Consider the following 20,375-nt stretch of genomic DNA (forward strand, 5'->3'; position numbering starts at 1 on the left):
TCGCGATCTTTTATGAAAGGGTTGCGCGCAGGCATCGGCTCCTACGCAAGGACACAGATGGCGCCTCGGCCGGGCGCAACCCTTGCTTCGCCTTTATTTGGTCTTACTGACGCTCGCCTCAATTCTCCCCAATTGAGAGCTCACGTAGTCGCCGTGGCGAAGCTTTGCGAATTCGTCGGTGGCTCGTGTCGGTGCGCTCTTGAAAACGTACCATTGACCGTCCGGTTCGCGTTTCTGATAGATCAGGCCGCCCTTCTTGCGGTGGCTGAAGCAGGTGATTGCCGTCGCCGTTCCGGTCTTGGCGTGCCAGTCGGCGTTGAAGCAGAGTTTACCCGGCTTCGTGATGAACCAGCGGCCCATGCCGAAGGACGGCGAGCCGGCTTCCCGCGACCAGGCGGTAAAGCGGCGCGCCTTTGTGGAGAAGTAGCCGGCGCCGGCTTTCCACATCCAGGAATTCTGGTTGTAGAGCTGATAGATTTCCGCGCTGCTCATGGGCTTTGCGGTCTCGATCCCCGCAGGCTCATTGGTTCCCGCAGCGGACGCGGCCGTGGCGATACCGCCGGTCAGGGCCACTGCCAGGAGCATTTTTTGAAGCATGGACATGTTCAGGTTCCTTCTTGTTCAATTGATGCTTTCGCGGACGACCCGCCAGTCGGGGCGGCCATAGCCGTCCGGCCACGGATAGACTTCACGGTCGTTGAAGTAGATAACGGCGCTCAGGGCCGGGAACTGCGGATAGCGTTTCGTTACGCTCTCAGCCCAGTTTCGCACGTATGAATCGTCGCCTTCGTAGCCGAGTTCGGCAACCATGATGGGCTTGCCGTAACCAGCGACACGGGCGTATCCGGGCGCAAGGTGCTCTGCAAACGTCTGGGCATGGCCGGTCTTGTCCCTGTCGTATTGCTGCAGGCCAAAGACCGAGAGCCCGATGAGATCGACGACATCGTTGCCGGGATAAAAGGCTTGAAGCCCCTCATTGCCCTTCGGTGACCACATGTATTTGGCCGTCTTCAGGTGGACCTTGCAGACCTCCACCATCCGGCGATAGGCCTTGGCATAAACGGCGCCCTGCCAATGCGACCAGGAGAACTGGTTGTCGGTTTCGTCCATTTCCTGTCCCCAGCGAATGATGACCGGACTTTTCAGCTTGGCAGCAGTCGAGCAGACGGCGGCCATGTTCGCATCGCGCGAACCGTCCAGGATGCTGTGCAGCAGTTCCTGCGAGGTTTGGCGCAAATCGGGTGACCAGGTCCAGGGCTCGACCGAGATCAGCAGGGTGCGGCCACGCGCTTGCGCATAATCGTCGGCGAGGGCGATCGTGCGCAGATCGACGTCTTCCCAGGGCAGGAAGAGGTGTTCGATCTCCGAATCGGGCGAGGCGCCGAAATCTCCGTGCGGATCATAGGCGCCGAACGTGATCGACTCCTTCGTGACGACCGGCATTTTGGTCGGCGGCGCGATGGACGATGTCGTCATTGCAGGCGGCTGCCCTTCGGCAAAGCTGCCCAGAGCGGTCGGCAAGACCGCGACTCCCGACAGCAACAGGCCGGTTAACGACAACAGGGCTATTTTGGATGGGCTATACATTATGTACTTCCTCCAGGCTCGGCCGCAAATCCGGGTGAGCGGCATCGGTTCTCAATTGGATTTCCTCCGGATGGGAAATCCATCGTGGTTTGAAGAAGATCGTGCGCAGGGCGGTTCCGCCCCGGCCTGCACCGGAGACGGCGTAGCGCTCTTCGAACACCTGAAGGCGGCCGCTGCCCCAGGCGAGTGCCTCGGTCGCATCCTTTCCGCGCATGATGGTTGCAACCCCCGGCAGCGCGACGAGCGCAAGAAGCACGGTCGCCATCGCCGGACGGTAGAAACGCGGAACCGCCGCAATCGTATTTTCCTTTGAATGGCGCCCGACGATGACCAGCAGCAGCGCGCAGTAGATTGCCGCGTTCAGGACGGTAAAGAAGTAGCCACCCTTGGAGGCGCCGGCATGGCCGATCGCCAGGGCGGGCAATACCGCCATGATCGCAAGCACAGCATAGGGCATCAGGACACGCACCGGCAGCAGATCGACTTCGGACCGCCCTTTCGGCGTTACGCGGAAATCGACGAAGGAGCCGGTCAGAAAATCGTGCACCGCAGCCAGGGTGCCGGCGAGCGCCCAGGGCCAGCGCGCGAAGAGAAAGAGCATGCATTCCCAGCTCAGGATCTTGGCGTCGTAGGGGCGAAACGAGCCGCTGGCGCGCCAGCGATAAGCCATCACCACGAGAGCGATCGAAAGCGGCGCGAAATGCGCCAGGAAATCGAGATAGGTCACCGTCACGAAGTTCTGGCCGCGCACGAGCGCGATGATCGGCATCGCAAACATGAGCAACATGAAGAACGCAAAAAGCGGATACCAGAGTTGCGAAAAGAGGAACTGGAACTTGAGCCGGGGCGGCAGCCGCCCGACGAGGCTCGGCGAGTACCGCAACAGCAGCATGACCAGGCTGCGCGACCACTGGAATTCCTGCGTCACGAGATCGCTGAAGGTTCTGGGGCCGTCACCATGGGCGATGGCATCCAGCGCGTGCACACCCCGCCAGCCGCCGGCATTCATCGCCAATGTCGTCGAATGATCTTCAGCCAACTCCGGGCCGAGGCCGCCGATCTGTTTGAGGGCGACGGTACGTACCGCGTAATGCGACCCTATGCACAGCGGTGCCAGGCCGCCATTGTAACCGGCTTGGAGCGAGCCATGCATGCTGGCCTCGGCATAGAGCCTTCCACGTGCCGACCAGCTTTCGGAAGCGTTCTTGTCGCAAATGCTGGGGGCCGAGACATAGCCGACCTTTGGATCGGCGAACGGACGCAGCATGTGGAAGAGATAGTCGGGCGCGGGAACATGATCCGCATCGAGTTGCGCCACGAAATCGTAGCGGCTGTAGCCGTAGTGGTCGTAGAAGAAGGCGAGGTTGCCTTCCTTGCACCGCGTGCGTCTGGGCCACGACGTCCGATGGTAATCGGATCGCCCCTTGCGGCTCGAGACGAAGACCCCGTGCCCGGAGCACCAGTCGAGAGTCTCGGGGGAAGGGTCTTCGTCGGCAAGCCAGGTGTCGTGTTCCACATCTTGGGCAAGCATTGCCAGCAGGGTTTCACTGACGACCGAAAAGGGTTCCGGCGGCGCCTTGGTCACGACCATGGCCACTCGGCTGCCCGCCGGCAGGCGCAAGGGACCGTTCGGTCTTGCCGCCCGATAGAAGACGACGATAAAATAGGCCGGCAGAGCGGTAACCCAGGCAAGAACGAGGCTCACCGTAATTGTGCCGAAAGCATCGACGTGATGGCGCGGCTCCAGCCACCAGATCCAGAAATAGGCGAAGGCGCAGGCCCATACGGCCGCCGAGAACAGATATTCGGTCCGCCGATATCCGGTCAGAACCGGGACAAGAAGCGGCTCCTGGGAGGGTTCCGGAGCATGCGTCGCTTGGGTGATCGCAAGTTCGGTCACGCGCGCACCTCCAGTCCGAAGAACGGAGCCGCCGTCCGCACGATGGTTTCCAGGTCGGAATATCGAGGCTGGAAGCAGAGCGTCTCGCGGGCCAGGCTGGCGTCGGCGTAGAGGCTGGGCGGATCGCCCGGCCGGCGTGGATGGATGAAGACCGGGACTTCGCACCCGGTCGTTTCCTCGATCACGCGCAGGACTTCCTTGATGGAAAAACCCCGCCCGGTGCCGAGGTTGACAGTAAGGTTTGCTCCGCCTTTGGCGAGATGGGTGAAGGCCTGAACATGGGCGCGCGCGAGATCTGCGACGTGAATATAGTCCCTTATGCAGGTCCCGTCAGGGGTGTCGTAATCATCGCCGAATATCTCCAGGTGCGGAATCCGGCCGGCCGCGGCCAGCAGCGCCCGCGGAATGAGATGGGTTTCCGGAACGTGCCATTCGCCAAGCTCGCCGTCCGGATCGGCTCCACAGGCATTGAAGTAACGCAGGGCAACATAACGCAGGCCGAAGGCCGCCGCATAATCGGCGAGCATATACTCGCCGATTAGCTTGGTCGTCCCGTAGGGATTGATCGGAGCCTTCGGCATCGTCTCATCGATCGGCTGCACGAAGGGGACACCGTAGACGGCACAACTCGATGAGAAGATGACGTTCTGAAGCCCCGTCTGCCGGCAGGCATCGATAAGCGACAATGCACCGCAGACATTGTTGTTGTAATATTTCGCCGGGTTCTGCACGGACTCGCCCACGTAGGCCGAGGCGGCAAAGTGGATGACAGCATCAGGAGCATATTTCTCGATGACCTCGATCACGCATGGCGAGTCGAGGACGTCACCTTCGACGAAGGGGCCCCAGCGTACGGACGAACGGTTTCCGGTCGTGAGATTGTCGTAGACGACAGGCTCAATCCCCTCCGAGCGGAGGAGCTTCGCGGTGTGGCTGCCGATATAGCCGGCACCGCCCGTGACAAGGACCCGGGGCGCATCCATCAGACCGCCTCCAGTTCGCGTGCCGGACGGGTGAGAAGGCCATCGAAATAGTCGATCGTCTGACGCAGGCCGCTCGACAAGTCTATCTTTGGCCGCCAGTCGAGTTCCTGCATGGCAAGCGAAATATCGGGGCGACGCTGATGGGGATCGTCAACCGGCAGAGGGCGATGGATGATTTGCGACCGGGAGCCGGTCAATCCGATCACCTGCTCAGCCAGCTCCCGGATCGTGAACTCGCCCGGATTGCCGAGATTGACAGGCCCCGTCAGCGACGACGGCGAGGCCATCATGCGGACGATGCCGCCGATGAGATCATCGACGAAACAGAACGAGCGGGTCTGCGAACCGTCGCCATAGATCGTGATGTCTTGCCCCGTCAGGGCCTGAACGATGAAATTCGAGACGACGCGGCCGTCGTCCGGACGCATCCGCGGGCCGTAGGTGTTGAAGATGCGGATGATCTTGATCTCGACGCCGTGCGTGTTGTGGAAGTCGAAGAACAGCGTCTCGGCGCACCGCTTGCCCTCGTCATAGCAGGAGCGCGGCCCGAACGAATTGACGTTGCCCCAGTAGCTTTCGACTTGCGGGTGGACGCTCGGGTCGCCGTAGACTTCGGAGGTGGATGCCTGGAGGATGCGTGCGCCGGTGCGCGCGGCCAGCTCCAGAAGGTTGAGGGAGCCCAGCACGCAGGTCTTTGTCGTATGGACCGGATCGGCCTGATAATGCGGGGGCGATGCCGGGCAGGCGAGGTTATAGATCTCGTCGACTTCCAGATCGAGCGGGTGGATGATATCGTGGGCGACGACATTGAAGCGATCGACGCGCTTCAGATGGGCGATATTGCGCCTCATGCCGGTGTAAAAGTTGTCGAGGCAGATCACCTGGTGTCCGGCGGCCAAAAGCGTCTCGCACAGATGTGATCCGAGGAAACCTGCACCGCCGGTGACAAGAATTCTCTTGGGCGTACGAGATTTTCCCGATGAATAACTTGCGTCATGAGCCGAAGTTTCCGCAGAGTGCGCAGGAATTTTACCAAGATAGTTCACGACTACCTCCCGTGGTTTCAGATTTTTCTATGAGATTTTCGATTTTTACTTCGCCATCCCGCAGAACTACGTCGTTCTATCAGGCGAATATTTTATTCGATCCGGTTTTTTCTTTTGGAATAACCGTTGTTTAGTTAGATACAGCCAAGGGAGGCAATTGTCGTTATCCTCACATCCTGAAAATTATCGCTCTGTACATTTCTGAGCGAAAAGGAATATGATAGACAACTTATGGAGGTGGCTCTTCGGGCGCTTCCGCTTTCCAGATGGGGTTCTGCGGAGATTTCAGCCGCAAAAACAATTGTTTTTCACAATTCCATGGCTCGGGTCGGGTTATGCGCTGGAGGAATTGGATGGCTACTGGGTCTGAATCCGACGATGATCCTGCTGCGGAACAGGAACGGCCGGCCCATATGGAGCGGCGGCGCTGGCCGCGTGAACCGGCCATGCGCAAGGAACGCCCGCCCCATGCCTCCCCTGCCCTCGTGCCGCTGCGATTCTCGACGCAGGACGTGCCACCGGAAGAACAATTCCCGGCCTGGCGGGCACATATGGCGCCGCTCGTGGATGTTCATCTGCCGGAGGGAAAATCACCGGAAGACGGCTTCCTCGGGGAGCAGATCGGCTGGCATCTCGGCGATATCCTCATCGTCCAGCAGCGCGCGCAGGCCCACAGATATATTCGCGATCAGGCCATGCTTCGATCGAGCCCCATCGACCATTGGAACGTCGGCCTGCTGCGCAGCGGCCAAGCCTGGACCGAGGTCAACCGTCGTGTTACCGAGACCGGCTCCGGCGAGATATTTTTCATGTCTCTCGGCAGCCCCTATCGCGGACGGATGACCGATACCGAAGCTTTGCTCGTGTTCCTGCCGTATGAGCTGCTGGCTCGCGATGCGAGCCTTCTCCAGAGCGCCGGCAACACGGTTCTCTCGGGCAGCCTCGCCGAGTTGTTCACGGGCTATCTCACGGGCCTCGAAACGAACCTCGGCAATCTGACGATAGAGGAAGTGCCCCGGATCATCCAAACCATCGGCGATATGGTCGTTGCGGGCGCCGCATCGTCCACAAGGACGGATCCCGGTCAAAACCAGACAAACATGGGACTGATGGAGCGGGCGCACCGCTACATTCACGTCAATCTCCATTCGGAAAACTTGACACCGGACATGATGTGCCGCGCGTTGGGGATTTCGCGTACGCGGCTTTACCAGCTGTTCGAGGCGAACGGAGGCGTGCTCAATTATATTCGCAAGCGGCGATTGCTGCAGGCCTATGCGGATCTCAGCAATTCGGCCGACCACAGGCCGATTTCAGAAATCGCAGAAGCCGCCGGTTTCGAGGTCGCCGCCAATTTTACGCGCGCCTTCATCCACGAATTCAGGTTGAGCCCGCGTGAAATCCGAAGGACGGTGGCAACCCAACAGCGGCCGGCTCCGGCCATCCGCTCCACGCGGCGTTACGGAAAAACGTTCGGGGATTGGCTGGCCCTGATGGGTTGATCCGGCATGCCGCTTGCTGAGGGCCGTTTCTCAGCTGAGCCGGAGATCGACGCCCGGATGTAGCTTCTTCAGGTTCGGAAGGGATTTCGACTGCCAGGGATATTCCGAGCTTCCGCGCGCCGTTAATTGGACATTCGGCCTGTTGCGGATTTGGGTCGTCAGCTTCGCGAGCAGATTGATCCCGGACGAATTGAGAAACTGCAACCCGGTGAGGTCGATCACAAGGCGGTCTGGTCTGGTTTCCAGAATGCTCATGACAAAGGAGAAAATCGGTGCATAGGCCTCCGAGCTCGGCGGACCATGAGCGACTTCCTGTCCGAGGCGTTGATATGGAAGATTATCGACCTTAGAAGAATGGATATGATTTCGCCCGTCCATTTCGACGCGGTGAAAAGCGATGTCGCCGGGGTCATGGCGAAGCTCAAGGGCGGAAGTCCAAACGAGATAGCGGACTCCAAGCGAAAGCAGATCGCCAAACTCAATCACGACGGTTTGTTGCTAAAAATCAAGCGACAAAAGCACGATGGCTGATTCGGCAATCCGGAGCACCTCATCTGGGCCTACCACAAGGGCGTGCCGAGCGACCTCATGCGCCTGAACGAGCAGTCGGACTTGAATCGGCGCAACAAGGCATATACATTGTGGCATATACAAAGGAGGCTCACGATGCCTATTTCATTGCGCTCATCAAGACCGAAAGAAGTGAAGCTGTTCCGCAACAACCGTAGTCAGGCGGTGCGCATCCCTGCGGAATTTGAGTTGCCAGGGGATCGCGTATTGATCCATCGCGAAGGGAATAAGCTCATCATCGAACCTGTAACCAGGCCGGTCAATATCGTGGAGCTTATCGCCGAGTGGAAGAAGGAAGCTCCGCTCGGGCCTGAAGACCAGTTCCCGGATATTGAGGATATGCCTGCCAAGCCGGAGAACATTTTTTGAACGGCTATCTGCTTGATACCAACATCATCAGCGACATCATACGCAATCCCCTCGGACCGGCTGCGCGCCGCATCGGAGAGATCAATCCCAAAGAGATTTGCACCAGCATCATCGTCGCAGCCGAATTGCGGTATGGCTGCGCAAAAAAGGGATCAGCCAAGCTACTGGCCAAGGTCGAAAGCGTGCTCGAAACGGTCCCCATTTTGCCGTTTGATATCCCCACCGACATTAAGTACGGCGGCATTCGTGCGGAGCTGGAAGCGGCAGGACAAACCATTGGCCTCAACGATCTACTGATCGCGGCGCAGGCCTGTGCGCTGGACCTGACACTAGTGACGGACAATACCCGCGAGTTTCAGCGCATTCGCGGTCTCAATCTGGAAAACTGGCTTGAGAGATAGCGGGAGCATCATGGGCGCCAGTAGCAAATTCCGAAACGCTCACATCCATTTTCCCGGCCAGCGCAGGGAAGCTCACAGGGCATGCACTGATGAGTGCTGAGGGTGATATGTCGCCATTTTTCCATTTCATCGACACGTTTTCCGGAAATGTCGATCGGATCGTCATATCGTGTCTGCCGCGCCGTCGCGCCCACCGGTAGCGTGGGTCTTACCGGTATAGAGAACTTTCTCGATCTTCGTCATGGAACACTCCTTCGTTCTGTCGCATAGGGCGACATTGTTGACAGGAGCGTTTTGCCGCCTCGAAGTATCGGGCATGTTTCTGGAACAGGCGGAAATGTATCAGAGCGTAGAAGCCGCGTGCGGGGCTACTTTTCATACAAAATGCACAACAAAACCGGGCATTCTTCAGGGCAGCGATATCTCTGCGGCGAGGCCTCCGCCGAGGCGGTTGTAGATCCTCACTGCGCCGCCAACCGAGACGGCAAGCTGCTGAGCGATGGCCAATCCAAGCCCTGTACCCCCGGTGGCGCGGTTGCGCGAAGTCTCAAGCCGGTAGAACGGTTGCATGGCGGCCTCCAGCTTGTCGTCCGGAATACCTGGCCCACGGTCGGTGACCGTAATGATGGTATTTCCATCGCCCTTCCGTTCGACGCTGATCTCGGCAGCACCCGCAAACTTGAGGGCGTTGTCGATGAAGTTGGTCAGGATACGCCGCAACGCGTGCGGTTTCGTCACGGCCGTGCCGTGAACGATGCCGGCAACGGTGACCGCCTTTCCAGTATCCTGGTAGTCGTAGGCGATGCTGTCGATAAAGGAAGACAGATCAATGCGAGATGTCGTTTCGCCGTTGCCGTGAGAGCTGCGCGCATAGGCAATTCCGTCCTGAACCAACCGCTCGATCTCCCGCAGGTCGCTGACCAGCTTGTCCTTTTCCGGGGTATCGTCCGCCAAGTCGGCGCGCAGGCGCATGCGCGTGATCGGCGTCTGCAGGTCATGCGAGATCGCCGCGAGAATCTGCACGCGTTCTTCCAGGTAATGGGCGATACGGTCGCGCATGGCGTTGAAGGCGCGCGCCGCATTGGCGACCTCGCTCGGCCCGCTCTCGCTCAATGGGGACCCCTTCTTGTTGGGATCGAGTGCATCGGCGGCGGCCGCGAGATCGCCAAGCGGGCGAACTGCCTGGCGCACCGCAAACCAGGTGCAGAGGATCAGCAGCACCATCTGTGCGGCAAAGACATATGGCAGCCATTCGGCCAACGGCATGACGCCGCGCGGCGTCACGTCAATGGTGAGCGGTGCACCGTCTGAAAGCGTCAGATGTCCCTGGAGCCGCTTGCCGTCACCTGGAATGGCTTCGACGCGGAGCGGAAACCTGTTGCCTGCCGCCTCCTCTATCCGTTTTGCAATCTCCGCTCCGCGGCCCGACATGTCCGGCACACCGGGAAGACCCGGCCCAAGAACAAGGCGATAGTTGCCACGGCTCAGGCGGTCCAGCCATTCGGCCCGCTCGTTGGCGGGCAGTCGGTCGATCACGGCGATCGACGTCGCTAGATCGCTTTCCAGCGTACCAAGCATGACGGCCTTGGCCGACATGTAGCGCTCGGCAAAAAGGATGCTGAACGAGAGGCTATAGGCGATCGCCAGTCCGGCAAATAGGATCAGGAAGAGGCGCGAGCGTAGCGTGCTTGGCCACCAGCCGAAACGGGACTTGCCGCCCTCACTCATGTCCTGGGCACCGAAATCTCGACCGGTACGGAGAACACATAGCCTTCAGCCCGCACCGTCTTGATGTAGGTCGGCTCGCGTGCGTCGTCGCCGAGCCGCTGGCGCAGACGGCTGACCAGAAGGTCGATCGATCGGTCGAAGAGCTCGGCATCGCGGCCCTGCGTCAGGTTCAGGATCTGATCTCGGTTGAGCACGCGTTGGGGATGATCGATGAAGACCCGCAATAACCGGTATTCGGCACCACTTAGCGCGATCTCCGTGCCGTCCCTGTCAAGAAGATGCCGGCCAACCGTGTCGAGCCGCCACTCGCCAAAAGTCAGCAGCTGTCCTGCCTCGCTGATCTGAAGGTTGGGCGGCAACATTCGCGTGCGCCGCAGCACCGCCTTGATGCGGGCAAGAAGCTCGCGCGCCGCGAAAGGCTTCGGAAGATAGTCGTCAGCGCCCATTTCGAGCCCGATGATGCGGTCCATCTCGTCGTCGCGTGCCGTCAACATGACGACCGGCGTCGCCTTGTGCTTGCCGGCGCGAAGCTCGCGGCAGAGGACCAGCCCGTCATCGCCCGGCATCATCACATCCAGCACGATCAGATCGACCGTGCTGGTCTCGAGGAAACTGCGCATCTGCCGGCCGTCGGCGGCAACCGTGGTCCGAAGGCCGTTCTTTTTCAGGTAGCTCGATACCAGTTCGCGAATTTCACGATCATCATCGACAATCAGGATGTGGTCGACATGCTCCATCTTTTGTCTTTCAAACAATATCGGTTGGCTGCTCTGCAGCCGTTATTTGTCCGTGTCGGCAGCCGCGAGTAAAGGAGTTTTTTCGCGGCAGCCTGACCAGTCAGGGTTTGGCGACATCAAGGATGGCCTGGGCAAAAGCCTGCGGCGCTTCCTGCGGCAGATTATGCCCGATACCGCCCGTTACATTTCGATGTTCGTATTTTCCGGAGAACCTCTTCGCATAGGAGGATGGTTCCGGATGCGGCGCGGCGTTGACATCGCCTTCCATGGTGATCGTCGGGATCGTGATCATCGGCCCCATCGCCAGCTGCTTCTCGTAGGCATCGTATTTCGCCTCGCCTTCTACGAGACCGAGCCGCCAGCGATAGTTATGGACGGTAATTTCCACATGGTCTGGATTGTCGAACGCGCCTGCCGAACGGTTGAAGGTCTCGTCGTCGAAGGCCCAGGTGGGCGAGGCCGTCTGCCAGATAAGCCGTGCAAACTCATGCGTGTTGGCGGCGTAGCCCAGCCGGCCGCGCTCGGTGGCGAAGTAGAACTGGTACCACCAGGACAGCTCCGCCTTCGGCGGCAAAGGCTTCTTGTTGATTTCCTGGCTGCCGATGAGATAGCCACTGACGGAAACCATTGCCTCGCAGCGTTCCGGCCAGAGAGCCGCCATGATGTTGACGGTGCGCGCACCCCAGTCATATCCGCCGAGGATCGCCTTTTCGATGCCGAGTGCGTCCATCAAGGCGATCATGTCGGTTGCCAGTGCCGCCTGCTGGCCGTTTCGCGGTGTCTCCTGCGAAAGGAAGCGCGTCGTGCCATAACCGCGCAGATAGGGAATGATGACGCGGTAGCCTGCATCGGCCAGGATCGGTGCGACATCGACATAGCTGTAGATGTCGTAGGGCCAGCCGTGAACGAGCAGGACGACGGGACCATCTGCCGGACCGGCTTCTGCATATCCGACATCGAGCACACCTGCCTTGATCTGCTTCAGCGCTCCGAACGAAGTATGCCCTCCCGCCTTGACCGCTGCTAAGGATACCGCGGACGACTGAGCGTTTGCGATCGCGGTCATGCCGAATTCGGCGGCGACCACGGTCATGGCGGCGACACCCAAGAAGCGGCGGCGCTGGTGGTTGAATTCAGGGGACATCGTTCTCTCCATCTCGATTGATCGTGACCTGAAGAGAGCCGGCCGGATGTATCCCCAATGTGTCCCGCCAAGCCCGCAATTGAATGCAGATGTAGCATCCGGCCGCCTTGATACGTTCTGATACAATCTGCCCTGCGTTTCGAGCCCGGGCCGCCGACGATTTGTGTCACTCTATAGTGCACCCGGCGGTTCCCTACACTGCGGTACATTTCTTATGGAAGCCGGACACATCCGGGATACGTCGCGCCGACCAGATTGGCCCCGTTGCTGGTCGTGCCCCATCGCCGTCCAGAACCCGACCAACCGGTTTCAAGGAAACGACGATGACACTTCTCATCATTGCCTATCTCGGAGGAGCGCTGACCATACTCAGCCCGTGCATCCTTCCCATTCTCCCCTTCGTCTTTGCCCGCGCAGGACAGCCCTTTATCCGAAGCACGCTGCCCATGCTGATCGGCATGAGTGGTACTTTCGCACTTGTCGCGACGCTTGCAGCGGTCGGCGGAAGTTGGGCGATCCATGCCAATGAATACGGGCGTTTCGCCGCAATCCTGTTGCTTGCGGTCTTCGGGGTAAGCCTTCTTTCGCCACGCGTTGCAAGCGTCATCACCCAGCCGGTCGTCGACTTCGGCAACAGGCTGCTGAATGCGTCGGGCAAATCCGGCTCCGTACCGACTGCCGCAAGCTCCTTCATCCTCGGCATTGCGACCGGTCTGCTCTGGGCGCCCTGCGCCGGGCCGATCCTTGGCCTCCTGCTGACGGGTGCGGCATTGCAAGGCGCCAATCTCCAGACGACTTTCCTGCTCGTCGCCTATGCCGCTGGTGCCGCGACATCGCTTGCCATTGCCCTTCTTGTCGGGGGCAAGATCTTTGCCGGCATGAAGCGGTCGCTCGGCGTAAGCGAGCGTATTCGCCAGGTGCTGGGTGCCGCAATTCTGGCCGGCGTTGCCGTCATTGCGCTCGGTCTCGATACCGGCCTCCTGGCACGGCTTTCCTATGCCAGCACAGCCGCCTTCGAACAGACCGTGCTTGACCAACTGCACGAGAGGCCTGCGGCGAACTCGTCCTCAGAAGCTGCCGATCGTGGCGCGACGGCTGCCCTCGCTGATAGGAATCAACCGTTTCGCAGCAGCCTGCCTATCGAAGGTGGTTCGCCGTCTTTAAATGGCGCCGTCGAGTGGCTGAACTCGCCGCCGCTGACGACTGAACAGCTGCGCGGCAAGGTCGTCCTCGTCGATTTCTGGACCTACTCGTGCATCAACTGCATTCGCACCGTGCCTTACGTCCGCGCCTGGGCCGAAAAATATAAGGATCAGGGCCTGGTCGTGATCGGCGTGCACGCCCCCGAATTCGCTTTCGAGAAAAAGATCGACAACGTCAAAAAGGCAGTCGAGGATCTTAAAATCGGCTATCCGGTTGCGATCGACAACGACTACAAGATCTGGCGCGCCTTCGAGAACAGCTACTGGCCGGCGCATTATCTGATCGATGCAAAGGGCAATATCCGCTACCACCACTTCGGCGAAGGCAACTACCGTCAGACCGAGCAGGCGATCCAGGACCTTCTGCGCGAAGCCGGCAGCCAGATGCCCTCGACTGCGCCAGTGACGCCGGACGCCAAAGGAGCCGAGGCCAGCCCGGACCTCAAGAACGTCCGTTCGGGCGAAACCTATCTCGGATACAACCGCGCCACCAGCTTCGCCTCTCCGGAAAACCTCCGTGCCGACGGCGCCAACGCGTATTCTATCGACGAACCGGGCCTGAATGAATGGGGCCTCTCCGGAACCTGGACGGTTGGCGCTGAGCAGGCCGTCCTGAACCGGCCGGATGGTAGCATCGTCTACCGATTCAGCGCCCGCGACCTGCATCTGGTTCTCGGACCCGGTGCTGCCGGCAAGCCAGTCCGCTTCCAGGTGACGATCGACGGCAAGGCTCCCGGACCCAACCATGGCGCAGATACTAACGCCAACGGCCAGGGCACGGTGATGTCCACCAAGCTCTACCAACTCGTCCGCCAGTCCGGCGACGTGGAGGAACGGACGTTCGAAATCCGTTTCCTCGAACCAGGCGTCGAAGCCTACGCCTTCACCTTCGGCTGAAACTTCATCTCCCTTACCAAAACCACCCACAACAGACAGGAGTCAAACCTATGAACCGCCACTACATCTCGACCCTAGCACTCGCCTTCGCCACGAGCGTGATTGCCTTCGCGGCACAGGCCGCCGACGTGAAAAACATCGTTATCGTCCATGGTGCGCTCGCCGATGGTTCGGGCTGGCGCAAGGCATCTGATATCCTCGTCGAGCGAGGCTTCAATGTCACGATTGTACAGGAGCCGATCACGTCGCTTGCCGACGATATCGCCGCAACCAATCGGGTGCTCGACCTGCAGGACGGCCCAACGCTTCTCGTCGGTCACAGCTATGGCGGCATGGTGATCACCGAAGCTGGCCACAGTCCCATTGTCGCTGGTCTCGTGTATGTCGCAGCCTTTCAGCCGGACCGTGGCGAAAGCCTCCTCAGCCTCGCAAGCTCCAAGCCGGCCGGCGGCATGAATATTCGCGAAACGAAGGATGGCAAATATCTCTATCTCGACCCCGCCGCGTTCGCGAACGACTTCGCCGCGGACCTGCCGAAAGACGACGCAGCGTTTCTGGCGAGATCGCAGGTCTACGCCTCGAAGGAAGCTTTTTCCGCCAAGGTTGGGGATCCCGCTTGGAAGATAAAGCAGAGCTGGTCAATTGTTGCTTCCGAAGACCGCTCAATCAATCCTGAACTGGAACGCGAAATGGCTAAGCGCGCGGGCAGCGTGGTGACCGAGATCAAGGCAAGCCACGCCGTGTTCGCGTCGCAAGCCGAGAACGTTGCCGACGTCATCGAAACAGCGGCGCGGCAAGTTGGTGCAAAGAGCAAGTAGGCGCATCCCCTAGTGCCGCACCAACGATCTACTCCACAAGTATCCCGAAAGGACACAGTCATGAAACCGATCAACGCATTTGTCGCAGCCCTCCTGTTTCTCAGCAGCGGAATGACGCCGTTGCAGGCGTTCGCTGATGAACCCCTGCTACGCACGGATCTCATCAAGAGCGATATCGACGTGCCCGCCCAGGAGGTTGTGCAAGTCCGTGTCGATTTTCTCCCGGTGTTCTGGCCGCCAGGCATTCTCACCCCGGTGAAGAGATAGCCTATGTGATCGAAGGGGCGCTCGAGTATAAATTGGACGGACGCGAGCCGGTCACCCTTTCCGCAGGTCAATCACTCTTCATTCCGACCGGCGTTGCTCATTCGGCGCAAAATGTAGGCACTGTCAAAGCCTCGGAGGTTGCCACCTATATCGTCCAGAAAGGCCAGACCCTGGTCGTACCGTCAAAATAACGACTAATCCGTCAACATGCGCAGGGAGCGGTGGCGCTGCCTGCGCATGTCGGCACTGTCCAAGACACGACAGCTATCGCCGCTCGGCATTGCCAGAACACATTTCGCCAAAAATTACGTCTGGGTCGACAGGGCAAGATTTGCCTCAGCGATGCCGTATCGCTCTTAACCCGCTTCGCGAGCACATTCGATCAAGCAAACAAGTCGATCCCTAGCCCTACAGTTGCGTGATCCGGATCCCCGGGAGAGCCGCAGTGTTCACCGTACTGTCAAGAACCTGATACAAAAAGGCTTTTGCGACCGATGCGTGGAGCGGGCTCACGATCGCGATGCTACGCTCTGATACACTTCCGGCACGTTTCAAAACATGCTGGATACGTCCGCCCTCTAGCCTGCTCTCCGTCACCAACAGGCAAAACAACGGAGAGTATCTTATGACTAGAACTGAAATCGCCTCTATTCGGGTGCATTTCGCTGGCCGCCTGATCGCAGTTGCGGTTGGCTCCCTCATGCTCGTTCCTGCGGGATACGTCCTGCCGGCGATCGCCGCCGATGCCATTTCGGCCACGTCGGCAAAAAGCTCGGATGAGAGTATCCGTCCGTTCCATATTAACGTCCCACAATCCCAACTCGATGATTTACGCAAGCGCATTTCCGAGACACGCTGGCCCGACAAGGAAACCGTCGATGATTCCTCGCAAGGTATTCAACTGGCGCAAGTTCAGGAACTGGTTCGCTATTGGGGCACTGATTACAACTGGCGTAAAGCCGAGGCGCAGCTCAATTCATTGCCGGAATTCATCACAACGATCGATGGGGTCGAGATCCAGTTCATCCATGTTCGCTCCCGTCACCCCAACGCCCTGCCCGTGGTTCTCACTCACGGCTGGCCGGGTTCAACATTCGAGTTCATTAAGTCCATCGGCCCTCTTACCGATCCCACAGCTTACGGCGGCCGCGCCGAGGATGCATTTGATGTTGTCATCCCTTCCATCCCCGGCTACGGCTTTTCTGGGAAGCCGACGGATTTGGGCTGGGGTCCTGATCGCACTGCACGGGCTTGGGACACCCTCATGAAAAGGCTCGGATATGAGCATTACGTTTCCCAGGGTGGGGATCATGGCTCGGTAGTATCCGATGCGCTGGCTCGCCAGGGACCAAAGGGTTTGCGTGCGATACATCTCAATATGCCTGCGACGGTTCCAGGCGAACTGATTAGAGCGATCAATAGCGGCGACCCCGCTCCGTCTGACCTGAAGACACCAGAACGCGAAGCCTTCCAGTCGCTCAGCACATTTTTTGGACGCAATGCCGCGTACGGTGCGATGATGGTGACCCGCCCGCAGACCATTGGCTACTCGCTGTCAGACTCGCCCGCGGGTCTTGCCGCATGGATGTACGAAAAATTTGCCCAGTGGAGCGACAGTGATGGCGTCCCTGAGCGTGTCCTGTCCAAGGACGAGATGCTCGATGACATCACTTTGTACTGGCTCACGAACACCGGAGCGTCATCCTCTCGTTTCTATTGGGAAAACAACAACAACAACTTCAGCGCCGATGCGCAAAAGACCAAAGAAATCAGAATACCGGTGGCCATTTCCGTATTTCCCTAAGGAAATCTACAAGGCACCTGAGAGCTGGAGCAGGCAAGCGTATCCGACTTTGTACTACTATAATCAGGTAGCGAAAGGTGGACACTTTGCTGCGTGGGAACAGCCCCGGCTCTTTGCGGAAGAGTTGCGCGCAGCGTTCAAGTCTGTCCGATAATATCAGCTAACACGTAGTAATCGCGGGCCCCTCATTTCGGGCGCGACATGTATACGGCTCATTCAGATTCTTGAGCTGCCGCGCTGCGCCTCAACCAATGCGCTGTTTATCGCATTCGCTGGGGTTGATGAATCTTCCGGTCTAGGAGCGGCAATCGAACTTCGACGGGGACAATCCTCGACGGCAGCAACATACCGGTAATCACGGAAAGAAGTGGTCGTTCTGCCTGAGCCATCCGCGACAGCGATCCGGTCCGGGCCGGCGATTTGCATCACCTTGATCCGAATCGAACCGTCTCTCCCTTGTTCCAGCATGTTTTCCCTTTGCAGACCTATACTTGTAATACGACGCGCCCCAATGTCTCTCCTGCTTCAAGCGCGCGATGACCAAACTTGCCCGCCTCGAGCCACTTCGTCGCCAGGATCATGCCTGACCCATCCCAGTAAATGCAGCGAAGTCGATCTAGCTAAGCTGGACTAGGAGCGATTTTGGGCCGGTGCTTCCGAGAATTCTAGCAGAATTGTGGCTGCGAGCTTGTTCTATCGAGTCCCAACACCCCGACATTTTGTTGAAGAACGTTCGATCAGGCCAGGCGCGATGGATGCCGTCCGTTTTTAATCCCTGCGTCAAATCCAATTGATTTCAGTCGGTCCGTTGCCGGACAATGATCACTTTTGAATTGACGGCATGGTCTAAAGTGGGCCAGGGGCGCTATGGTTTTCTTAATCCTGCGAGCCGTTTGGTGGAATATCTTCGTACCGCGTCGGGCTTGCTCCTCGTCAGCAGCATCAGACCCTACGTCCTCGGCAAGACCACCATCTGCCCTCTTCGGCTCCTTGGCGGCGTCATCGCCTTTGACTTCAATGGACCTTTCTTGGGCGAATTATGCGGTCGCCTACGGCCTCTTCCGTGAGGGACCAGAGGACAGCAGTTCACCCACTCCCGACTCCGGCACTCGGGTCCAAAAAAGCCCCAGGATAAGCGCCATTACTGGCGGTGACTCCGGAATAGGGCCGTTGCCGCGTGTTTTTTCACGACGGCGCGGAGTGGCGTTACCGATGGCCACAGTTGCCAGTAATATCTCGGGAGTACCTGCGTGGACAAGTCTCCGCGGCGTCGCTTAATACCAGCGTCCTCGGCCGTACCAGCCGCCGCCAAGCAGAACAACGATCAGAATTATGATGAGAAGCGTGGTGATATCCATATAACGTCTCCTAGGAGTGCCTAGCACGGTGCATTTACTCGTAACTACACTCCGACGTCACTCAACGTTTAGCGTTGGGTTATGTTCCATTTGACCGACGCGATTACCGCTGACGTGAGTCATTCTCTACACAAACAAAATTCACGAACGCAGCCCGTGGTGATCGCTCAACGACCCGCACAATGATGCGGAGCGTAAGTGGGGGGTGGGCCGCAAGATTGGTGATCTAGAGTGCATCCACTTTAATCGGGGTCATATCCGGCAGCAGCGAAGTAATTCGCGCATTCCTGCGGCTCGAAGAGTTTGATGATCCAGGCGTGCGGCATCGACATGTACTGGTGACCCGGCATTGGAAAGGAACCAATTTCTCAGTTGCTCATTGTGCCGCTCATCGAGAAAGGAGCTTTCACAATGGCAACCCAAATCAAGCTCGAGCGACGTCGGCCGGTTCGCGGGGCGCGCCCTACTCGCTTGAGGAATTCCAGAGCAAATACCATCTCGCGCCGGACACTGCCGAAGACCTTTTCCAGCGCTTCGGTCCGTCATCTATAGAACTCGATCTGCTGATGGCCGCGAAACAAAGAGTGCCTTCGATTGCCGCGATCACGAAGGACATCAGTCTGTAGTTCGGCGTGCAGCGAAATGTGGGCCAGGCTGGGGGTCTCGCCGACGTTCTGTCACCCGTTACGTCGTCGTAGGAGTATCTCACAAGACGCTAGTCGGAGTGTCTTGCGCATATCAACCTGCAACCGATCTTCGACCGGCTCCGTCAGAACTTCAGGTGCATCTCATGGGCCATCTTGAAATCTCATCGACACCCTCTCCCGCCTCCGATGCGTGCAACACGACGCCCGTGCAGCCGGCTTCCCGCAGGTAGTCGACAGCCATCGAGCGAGCTCCGTCGAGATGCCGCGTTTCCTGGTAGGTGGGAGCGACCCAAACGCTCCAGATGTAGCCCTGCGACATGTGCTCGGGCTTCAGCACTGCCGGATATGGGATCAAGTGGAGCTGGCAGGACACAGATCCTGCCGGGAAGGTTCCGTCGAAGGCGATGAAGGTCGCGAGTTGCCTACTTCGCCGCCCCTTTTGAAGGAAACTGCGAATCGTGCTCCGGGTCGGTTCCATAGCTATCCAAGATTGCCATGTAGTGGAGCTACGATGTCGTCGTCGTTTTCAGGGGCCGCCTCTCGATATTCCATCATGTCCTCCCAGATCCTCGGTCTGCAGGGTTAAACACCTCAACTCTTTTGCTTGATAATCGCTCGCCTAGTGGACGGTCTGCTTCCGAACGTCCGGATAAAAGCAGTGGAATGTGACCAGGAGACTGACCGCCTTGGCCGCTACCTCCTCCGCGAGGGACACGTCTGTCGCTGCAATGTCCGAAGATGCAGACCTTATCGCGGTTCCTATCGATCTCATGACCATCTCGAGAGCCTCGTTCCCCTCTACCCAAGCATAGCCGGCGTATCGTTCGAGGTTGGACGCCAGGTCGTCGAGGGCGCCGCGCCGCTCGGCCGCGGACATGTTCCGGATCCGGCTGGCGTTCAAGATCGGGTCTCCTTGTTCTCCAGGGCCAGCCGAGCTTGCCGTAACCGCTCCGTCTCCTTGGCACGCCTGCGACGTTCCTCATCCATGGTGTCGCGCGCGAACTTTGTGATGTTTTCGAATGCCTGCTGGGCGCTCGAGCTTGGACTTCGACCGCCCGCTCTCGAGTGGTCTTTAGCTTCGTTATGCTTTTTTCTAGAAGGGCCCCCATTCCACTCGCGTTGTGTATTTGCAATAGAGAGTGCCGGATGTTGATGAGCTCTTCAGCTGCTTGTGAGGCGTAGTCGCGTGTCGAGGGAATTGCGAAGAAACTCGTCGTAGATAAGGTAAGAGCAGATCAAACGCTAAGGATCTCTTCGGCATAGCGCGAGCTGCGGCTGAGTTTGCATCAGGTTTGCCGCCGGTGCTCCGGAGACGGTGGACAGCAGCTATCGGCCGCGGCAGTCCTTCGCCTTGAAAGGGATCGAACTGACGGCCCGTGATCGGATGCGGTTAAAACCTCTATCCAAAAACCTGG

At 58.9% G+C, this 20,375-nt stretch carries 16 protein-coding genes and 5 pseudogenes; 8 read left to right on the forward strand and 13 right to left on the reverse strand.

Annotated elements, in window-relative coordinates; all coding sequences use genetic code 11:
- Nucleotides 1-93: 93 nt before the first annotated feature.
- Genes ACZ9DP_RS01875 through ACZ9DP_RS01895 form a run of 5 tightly spaced genes read right to left on the reverse strand, consistent with a single transcriptional unit; the run spans nt 94 to nt 5,516 of the window.
- Complete coding sequence (locus ACZ9DP_RS01875) at nt 94-603, reverse strand: DUF995 domain-containing protein (RefSeq protein ID WP_476199976.1); 510 nt, start codon at nt 601-603, stop codon at nt 94-96.
- A gap of 18 nt (nt 604-621) precedes the next feature.
- A complete protein-coding gene (locus tag ACZ9DP_RS01880; protein WP_476199977.1) occupies nt 622-1,587 on the reverse strand; it encodes a glycoside hydrolase family 26 protein in 966 nt (321 codons plus the stop codon).
- Entirely contained in the window at nt 1,580-3,487 is a 1,908-nt protein-coding gene (locus tag ACZ9DP_RS01885; RefSeq protein ID WP_476199978.1) for a glycosyltransferase family 2 protein, read from the reverse strand. Before ACZ9DP_RS01885 ends, ACZ9DP_RS01880 begins: the two co-directional genes overlap by 8 nt.
- Entirely contained in the window at nt 3,484-4,470 is a 987-nt protein-coding gene (galE, locus tag ACZ9DP_RS01890; protein ID WP_476199979.1) for a UDP-glucose 4-epimerase GalE, read from the reverse strand. The genes ACZ9DP_RS01885 and galE overlap by 4 nt, the downstream gene beginning before the upstream one ends.
- Nucleotides 4,470-5,516 carry a UDP-glucuronic acid decarboxylase family protein gene (locus ACZ9DP_RS01895; RefSeq protein WP_476199980.1) on the reverse strand — a complete coding sequence of 349 codons (1,047 nt, stop codon included), beginning with the start codon at nt 5,514-5,516 and terminating at the stop codon, nt 4,470-4,472. Before ACZ9DP_RS01895 ends, galE begins: the two co-directional genes overlap by 1 nt.
- A 353-nt stretch (nt 5,517-5,869) precedes the next feature.
- Between ACZ9DP_RS01895 and ACZ9DP_RS01900 the strand changes: the two genes are divergently transcribed.
- The gene (locus ACZ9DP_RS01900) at nt 5,870-7,018 is read left to right on the forward strand and encodes a helix-turn-helix domain-containing protein (protein ID WP_476199981.1); all 1,149 of its coding nucleotides are present in this window, start codon (nt 5,870-5,872) and stop codon (nt 7,016-7,018) included.
- A 30-nt stretch (nt 7,019-7,048) separates the two neighbouring features.
- Here the strand turns inward: ACZ9DP_RS01900 and ACZ9DP_RS01905 are convergent.
- Nucleotides 7,049-7,312 (reverse strand): annotated as a pseudogene (locus ACZ9DP_RS01905) (STAS domain-containing protein); the annotation flags it as partial.
- 6 nt (nt 7,313-7,318) lie between these two features.
- Here ACZ9DP_RS01905 and ACZ9DP_RS01910 point away from each other — a divergent pair.
- From ACZ9DP_RS01910 to ACZ9DP_RS01920, 3 genes are all read left to right on the forward strand, one after another.
- A complete protein-coding gene (locus ACZ9DP_RS01910) occupies nt 7,319-7,549 on the forward strand; it encodes a hypothetical protein (RefSeq protein ID WP_476202285.1) in 231 nt (76 codons plus the stop codon).
- Nucleotides 7,550-7,684: 135 nt separating this feature from the next.
- The gene (locus ACZ9DP_RS01915; protein WP_476199982.1) at nt 7,685-7,957 is read left to right on the forward strand and encodes an antitoxin; all 273 of its coding nucleotides are present in this window, start codon (nt 7,685-7,687) and stop codon (nt 7,955-7,957) included.
- Nucleotides 7,954-8,358: a PIN domain-containing protein gene (locus tag ACZ9DP_RS01920; RefSeq protein ID WP_476199983.1), complete on the forward strand. Its 405-nt coding sequence runs from the start codon at nt 7,954-7,956 to the stop codon at nt 8,356-8,358. Before ACZ9DP_RS01915 ends, ACZ9DP_RS01920 begins: the two co-directional genes overlap by 4 nt.
- Nucleotides 8,359-8,532: 174 nt before the next feature.
- Here the strand turns inward: ACZ9DP_RS01920 and ACZ9DP_RS01925 are convergent.
- From ACZ9DP_RS01925 to ACZ9DP_RS01940, 4 genes and pseudogenes are all read right to left on the reverse strand, one after another.
- Nucleotides 8,533-8,601 (reverse strand): annotated as a pseudogene (locus ACZ9DP_RS01925) (peroxiredoxin); the annotation flags it as partial.
- Between the two features lie 165 nt (nt 8,602-8,766).
- Complete coding sequence (locus tag ACZ9DP_RS01930; protein WP_476199984.1) at nt 8,767-10,086, reverse strand: sensor histidine kinase; 1,320 nt, start codon at nt 10,084-10,086, stop codon at nt 8,767-8,769.
- A complete protein-coding gene (locus tag ACZ9DP_RS01935; RefSeq protein WP_040114546.1) occupies nt 10,083-10,823 on the reverse strand; it encodes a response regulator in 741 nt (246 codons plus the stop codon). The genes ACZ9DP_RS01930 and ACZ9DP_RS01935 overlap by 4 nt, the downstream gene beginning before the upstream one ends.
- Before the next feature lie 100 nt (nt 10,824-10,923).
- Nucleotides 10,924-11,967 carry an alpha/beta hydrolase gene (locus ACZ9DP_RS01940; protein ID WP_476199986.1) on the reverse strand — a complete coding sequence of 348 codons (1,044 nt, stop codon included), beginning with the start codon at nt 11,965-11,967 and terminating at the stop codon, nt 10,924-10,926.
- Between the two features lie 323 nt (nt 11,968-12,290).
- Between ACZ9DP_RS01940 and ACZ9DP_RS01945 the strand changes: the two genes are divergently transcribed.
- The 4 genes and pseudogenes from ACZ9DP_RS01945 to ACZ9DP_RS01960 all read left to right on the forward strand — a co-directional run bounded on the left by ACZ9DP_RS01945 (nt 12,291) and on the right by ACZ9DP_RS01960 (nt 17,109).
- Entirely contained in the window at nt 12,291-14,066 is a 1,776-nt protein-coding gene (locus ACZ9DP_RS01945; protein ID WP_476199988.1) for a cytochrome c biogenesis protein DipZ, read from the forward strand.
- Nucleotides 14,067-14,116: 50 nt separating this feature from the next.
- The gene (locus ACZ9DP_RS01950; protein ID WP_476199990.1) at nt 14,117-14,884 is read left to right on the forward strand and encodes an alpha/beta hydrolase; all 768 of its coding nucleotides are present in this window, start codon (nt 14,117-14,119) and stop codon (nt 14,882-14,884) included.
- Between the two features lie 60 nt (nt 14,885-14,944).
- Nucleotides 14,945-15,342 (forward strand): annotated as a pseudogene (locus ACZ9DP_RS01955) (cupin domain-containing protein).
- Between the two features lie 434 nt (nt 15,343-15,776).
- A pseudogene (locus tag ACZ9DP_RS01960) lies at nt 15,777-17,109 on the forward strand (epoxide hydrolase family protein).
- 388 nt (nt 17,110-17,497) lie between these two features.
- Here the strand turns inward: ACZ9DP_RS01960 and tnpB are convergent.
- From tnpB to ACZ9DP_RS01975, 3 genes and pseudogenes are all read right to left on the reverse strand, one after another.
- Nucleotides 17,498-17,575: pseudogene (gene tnpB, locus ACZ9DP_RS01965) on the reverse strand (IS66 family insertion sequence element accessory protein TnpB); the annotation flags it as partial.
- Between the two features lie 1,515 nt (nt 17,576-19,090).
- The gene (locus ACZ9DP_RS01970; protein ID WP_476199991.1) at nt 19,091-19,438 is read right to left on the reverse strand and encodes a GNAT family N-acetyltransferase; all 348 of its coding nucleotides are present in this window, start codon (nt 19,436-19,438) and stop codon (nt 19,091-19,093) included.
- A gap of 141 nt (nt 19,439-19,579) precedes the next feature.
- Nucleotides 19,580-19,861 carry a hypothetical protein gene (locus ACZ9DP_RS01975; protein WP_476199992.1) on the reverse strand — a complete coding sequence of 94 codons (282 nt, stop codon included), beginning with the start codon at nt 19,859-19,861 and terminating at the stop codon, nt 19,580-19,582.
- Nucleotides 19,862-20,375: the final 514 nt, after the last annotated feature.

The organism is Rhizobium sp. USDA 4016, from assembly GCF_056279705.1.

Coding starts and splice junctions, on each gene's coding strand:
- ACZ9DP_RS01910 (WP_476202285.1), top strand. CDS start 7,319: ATGAGCGACTTCCTGTCCGAGGCGTTGATATGGAAGATTATCGACCTT.
- ACZ9DP_RS01915 (WP_476199982.1), top strand. CDS start 7,685: ATGCCTATTTCATTGCGCTCATCAAGACCGAAAGAAGTGAAGCTGTTC.
- ACZ9DP_RS01900 (WP_476199981.1), top strand. CDS start 5,870: ATGGCTACTGGGTCTGAATCCGACGATGATCCTGCTGCGGAACAGGAA.
- ACZ9DP_RS01930 (WP_476199984.1), bottom strand. CDS start 10,086: ATGAGTGAGGGCGGCAAGTCCCGTTTCGGCTGGTGGCCAAGCACGCTA.
- ACZ9DP_RS01970 (WP_476199991.1), bottom strand. CDS start 19,438: ATGGAACCGACCCGGAGCACGATTCGCAGTTTCCTTCAAAAGGGGCGG.
- ACZ9DP_RS01940 (WP_476199986.1), bottom strand. CDS start 11,967: ATGTCCCCTGAATTCAACCACCAGCGCCGCCGCTTCTTGGGTGTCGCC.
- ACZ9DP_RS01950 (WP_476199990.1), top strand. CDS start 14,117: ATGAACCGCCACTACATCTCGACCCTAGCACTCGCCTTCGCCACGAGC.
- ACZ9DP_RS01935 (WP_040114546.1), bottom strand. CDS start 10,823: ATGGAGCATGTCGACCACATCCTGATTGTCGATGATGATCGTGAAATT.
- ACZ9DP_RS01945 (WP_476199988.1), top strand. CDS start 12,291: ATGACACTTCTCATCATTGCCTATCTCGGAGGAGCGCTGACCATACTC.
- galE (WP_476199979.1), bottom strand. CDS start 4,470: ATGGATGCGCCCCGGGTCCTTGTCACGGGCGGTGCCGGCTATATCGGC.
- ACZ9DP_RS01880 (WP_476199977.1), bottom strand. CDS start 1,587: ATGTATAGCCCATCCAAAATAGCCCTGTTGTCGTTAACCGGCCTGTTG.
- ACZ9DP_RS01875 (WP_476199976.1), bottom strand. CDS start 603: ATGTCCATGCTTCAAAAAATGCTCCTGGCAGTGGCCCTGACCGGCGGT.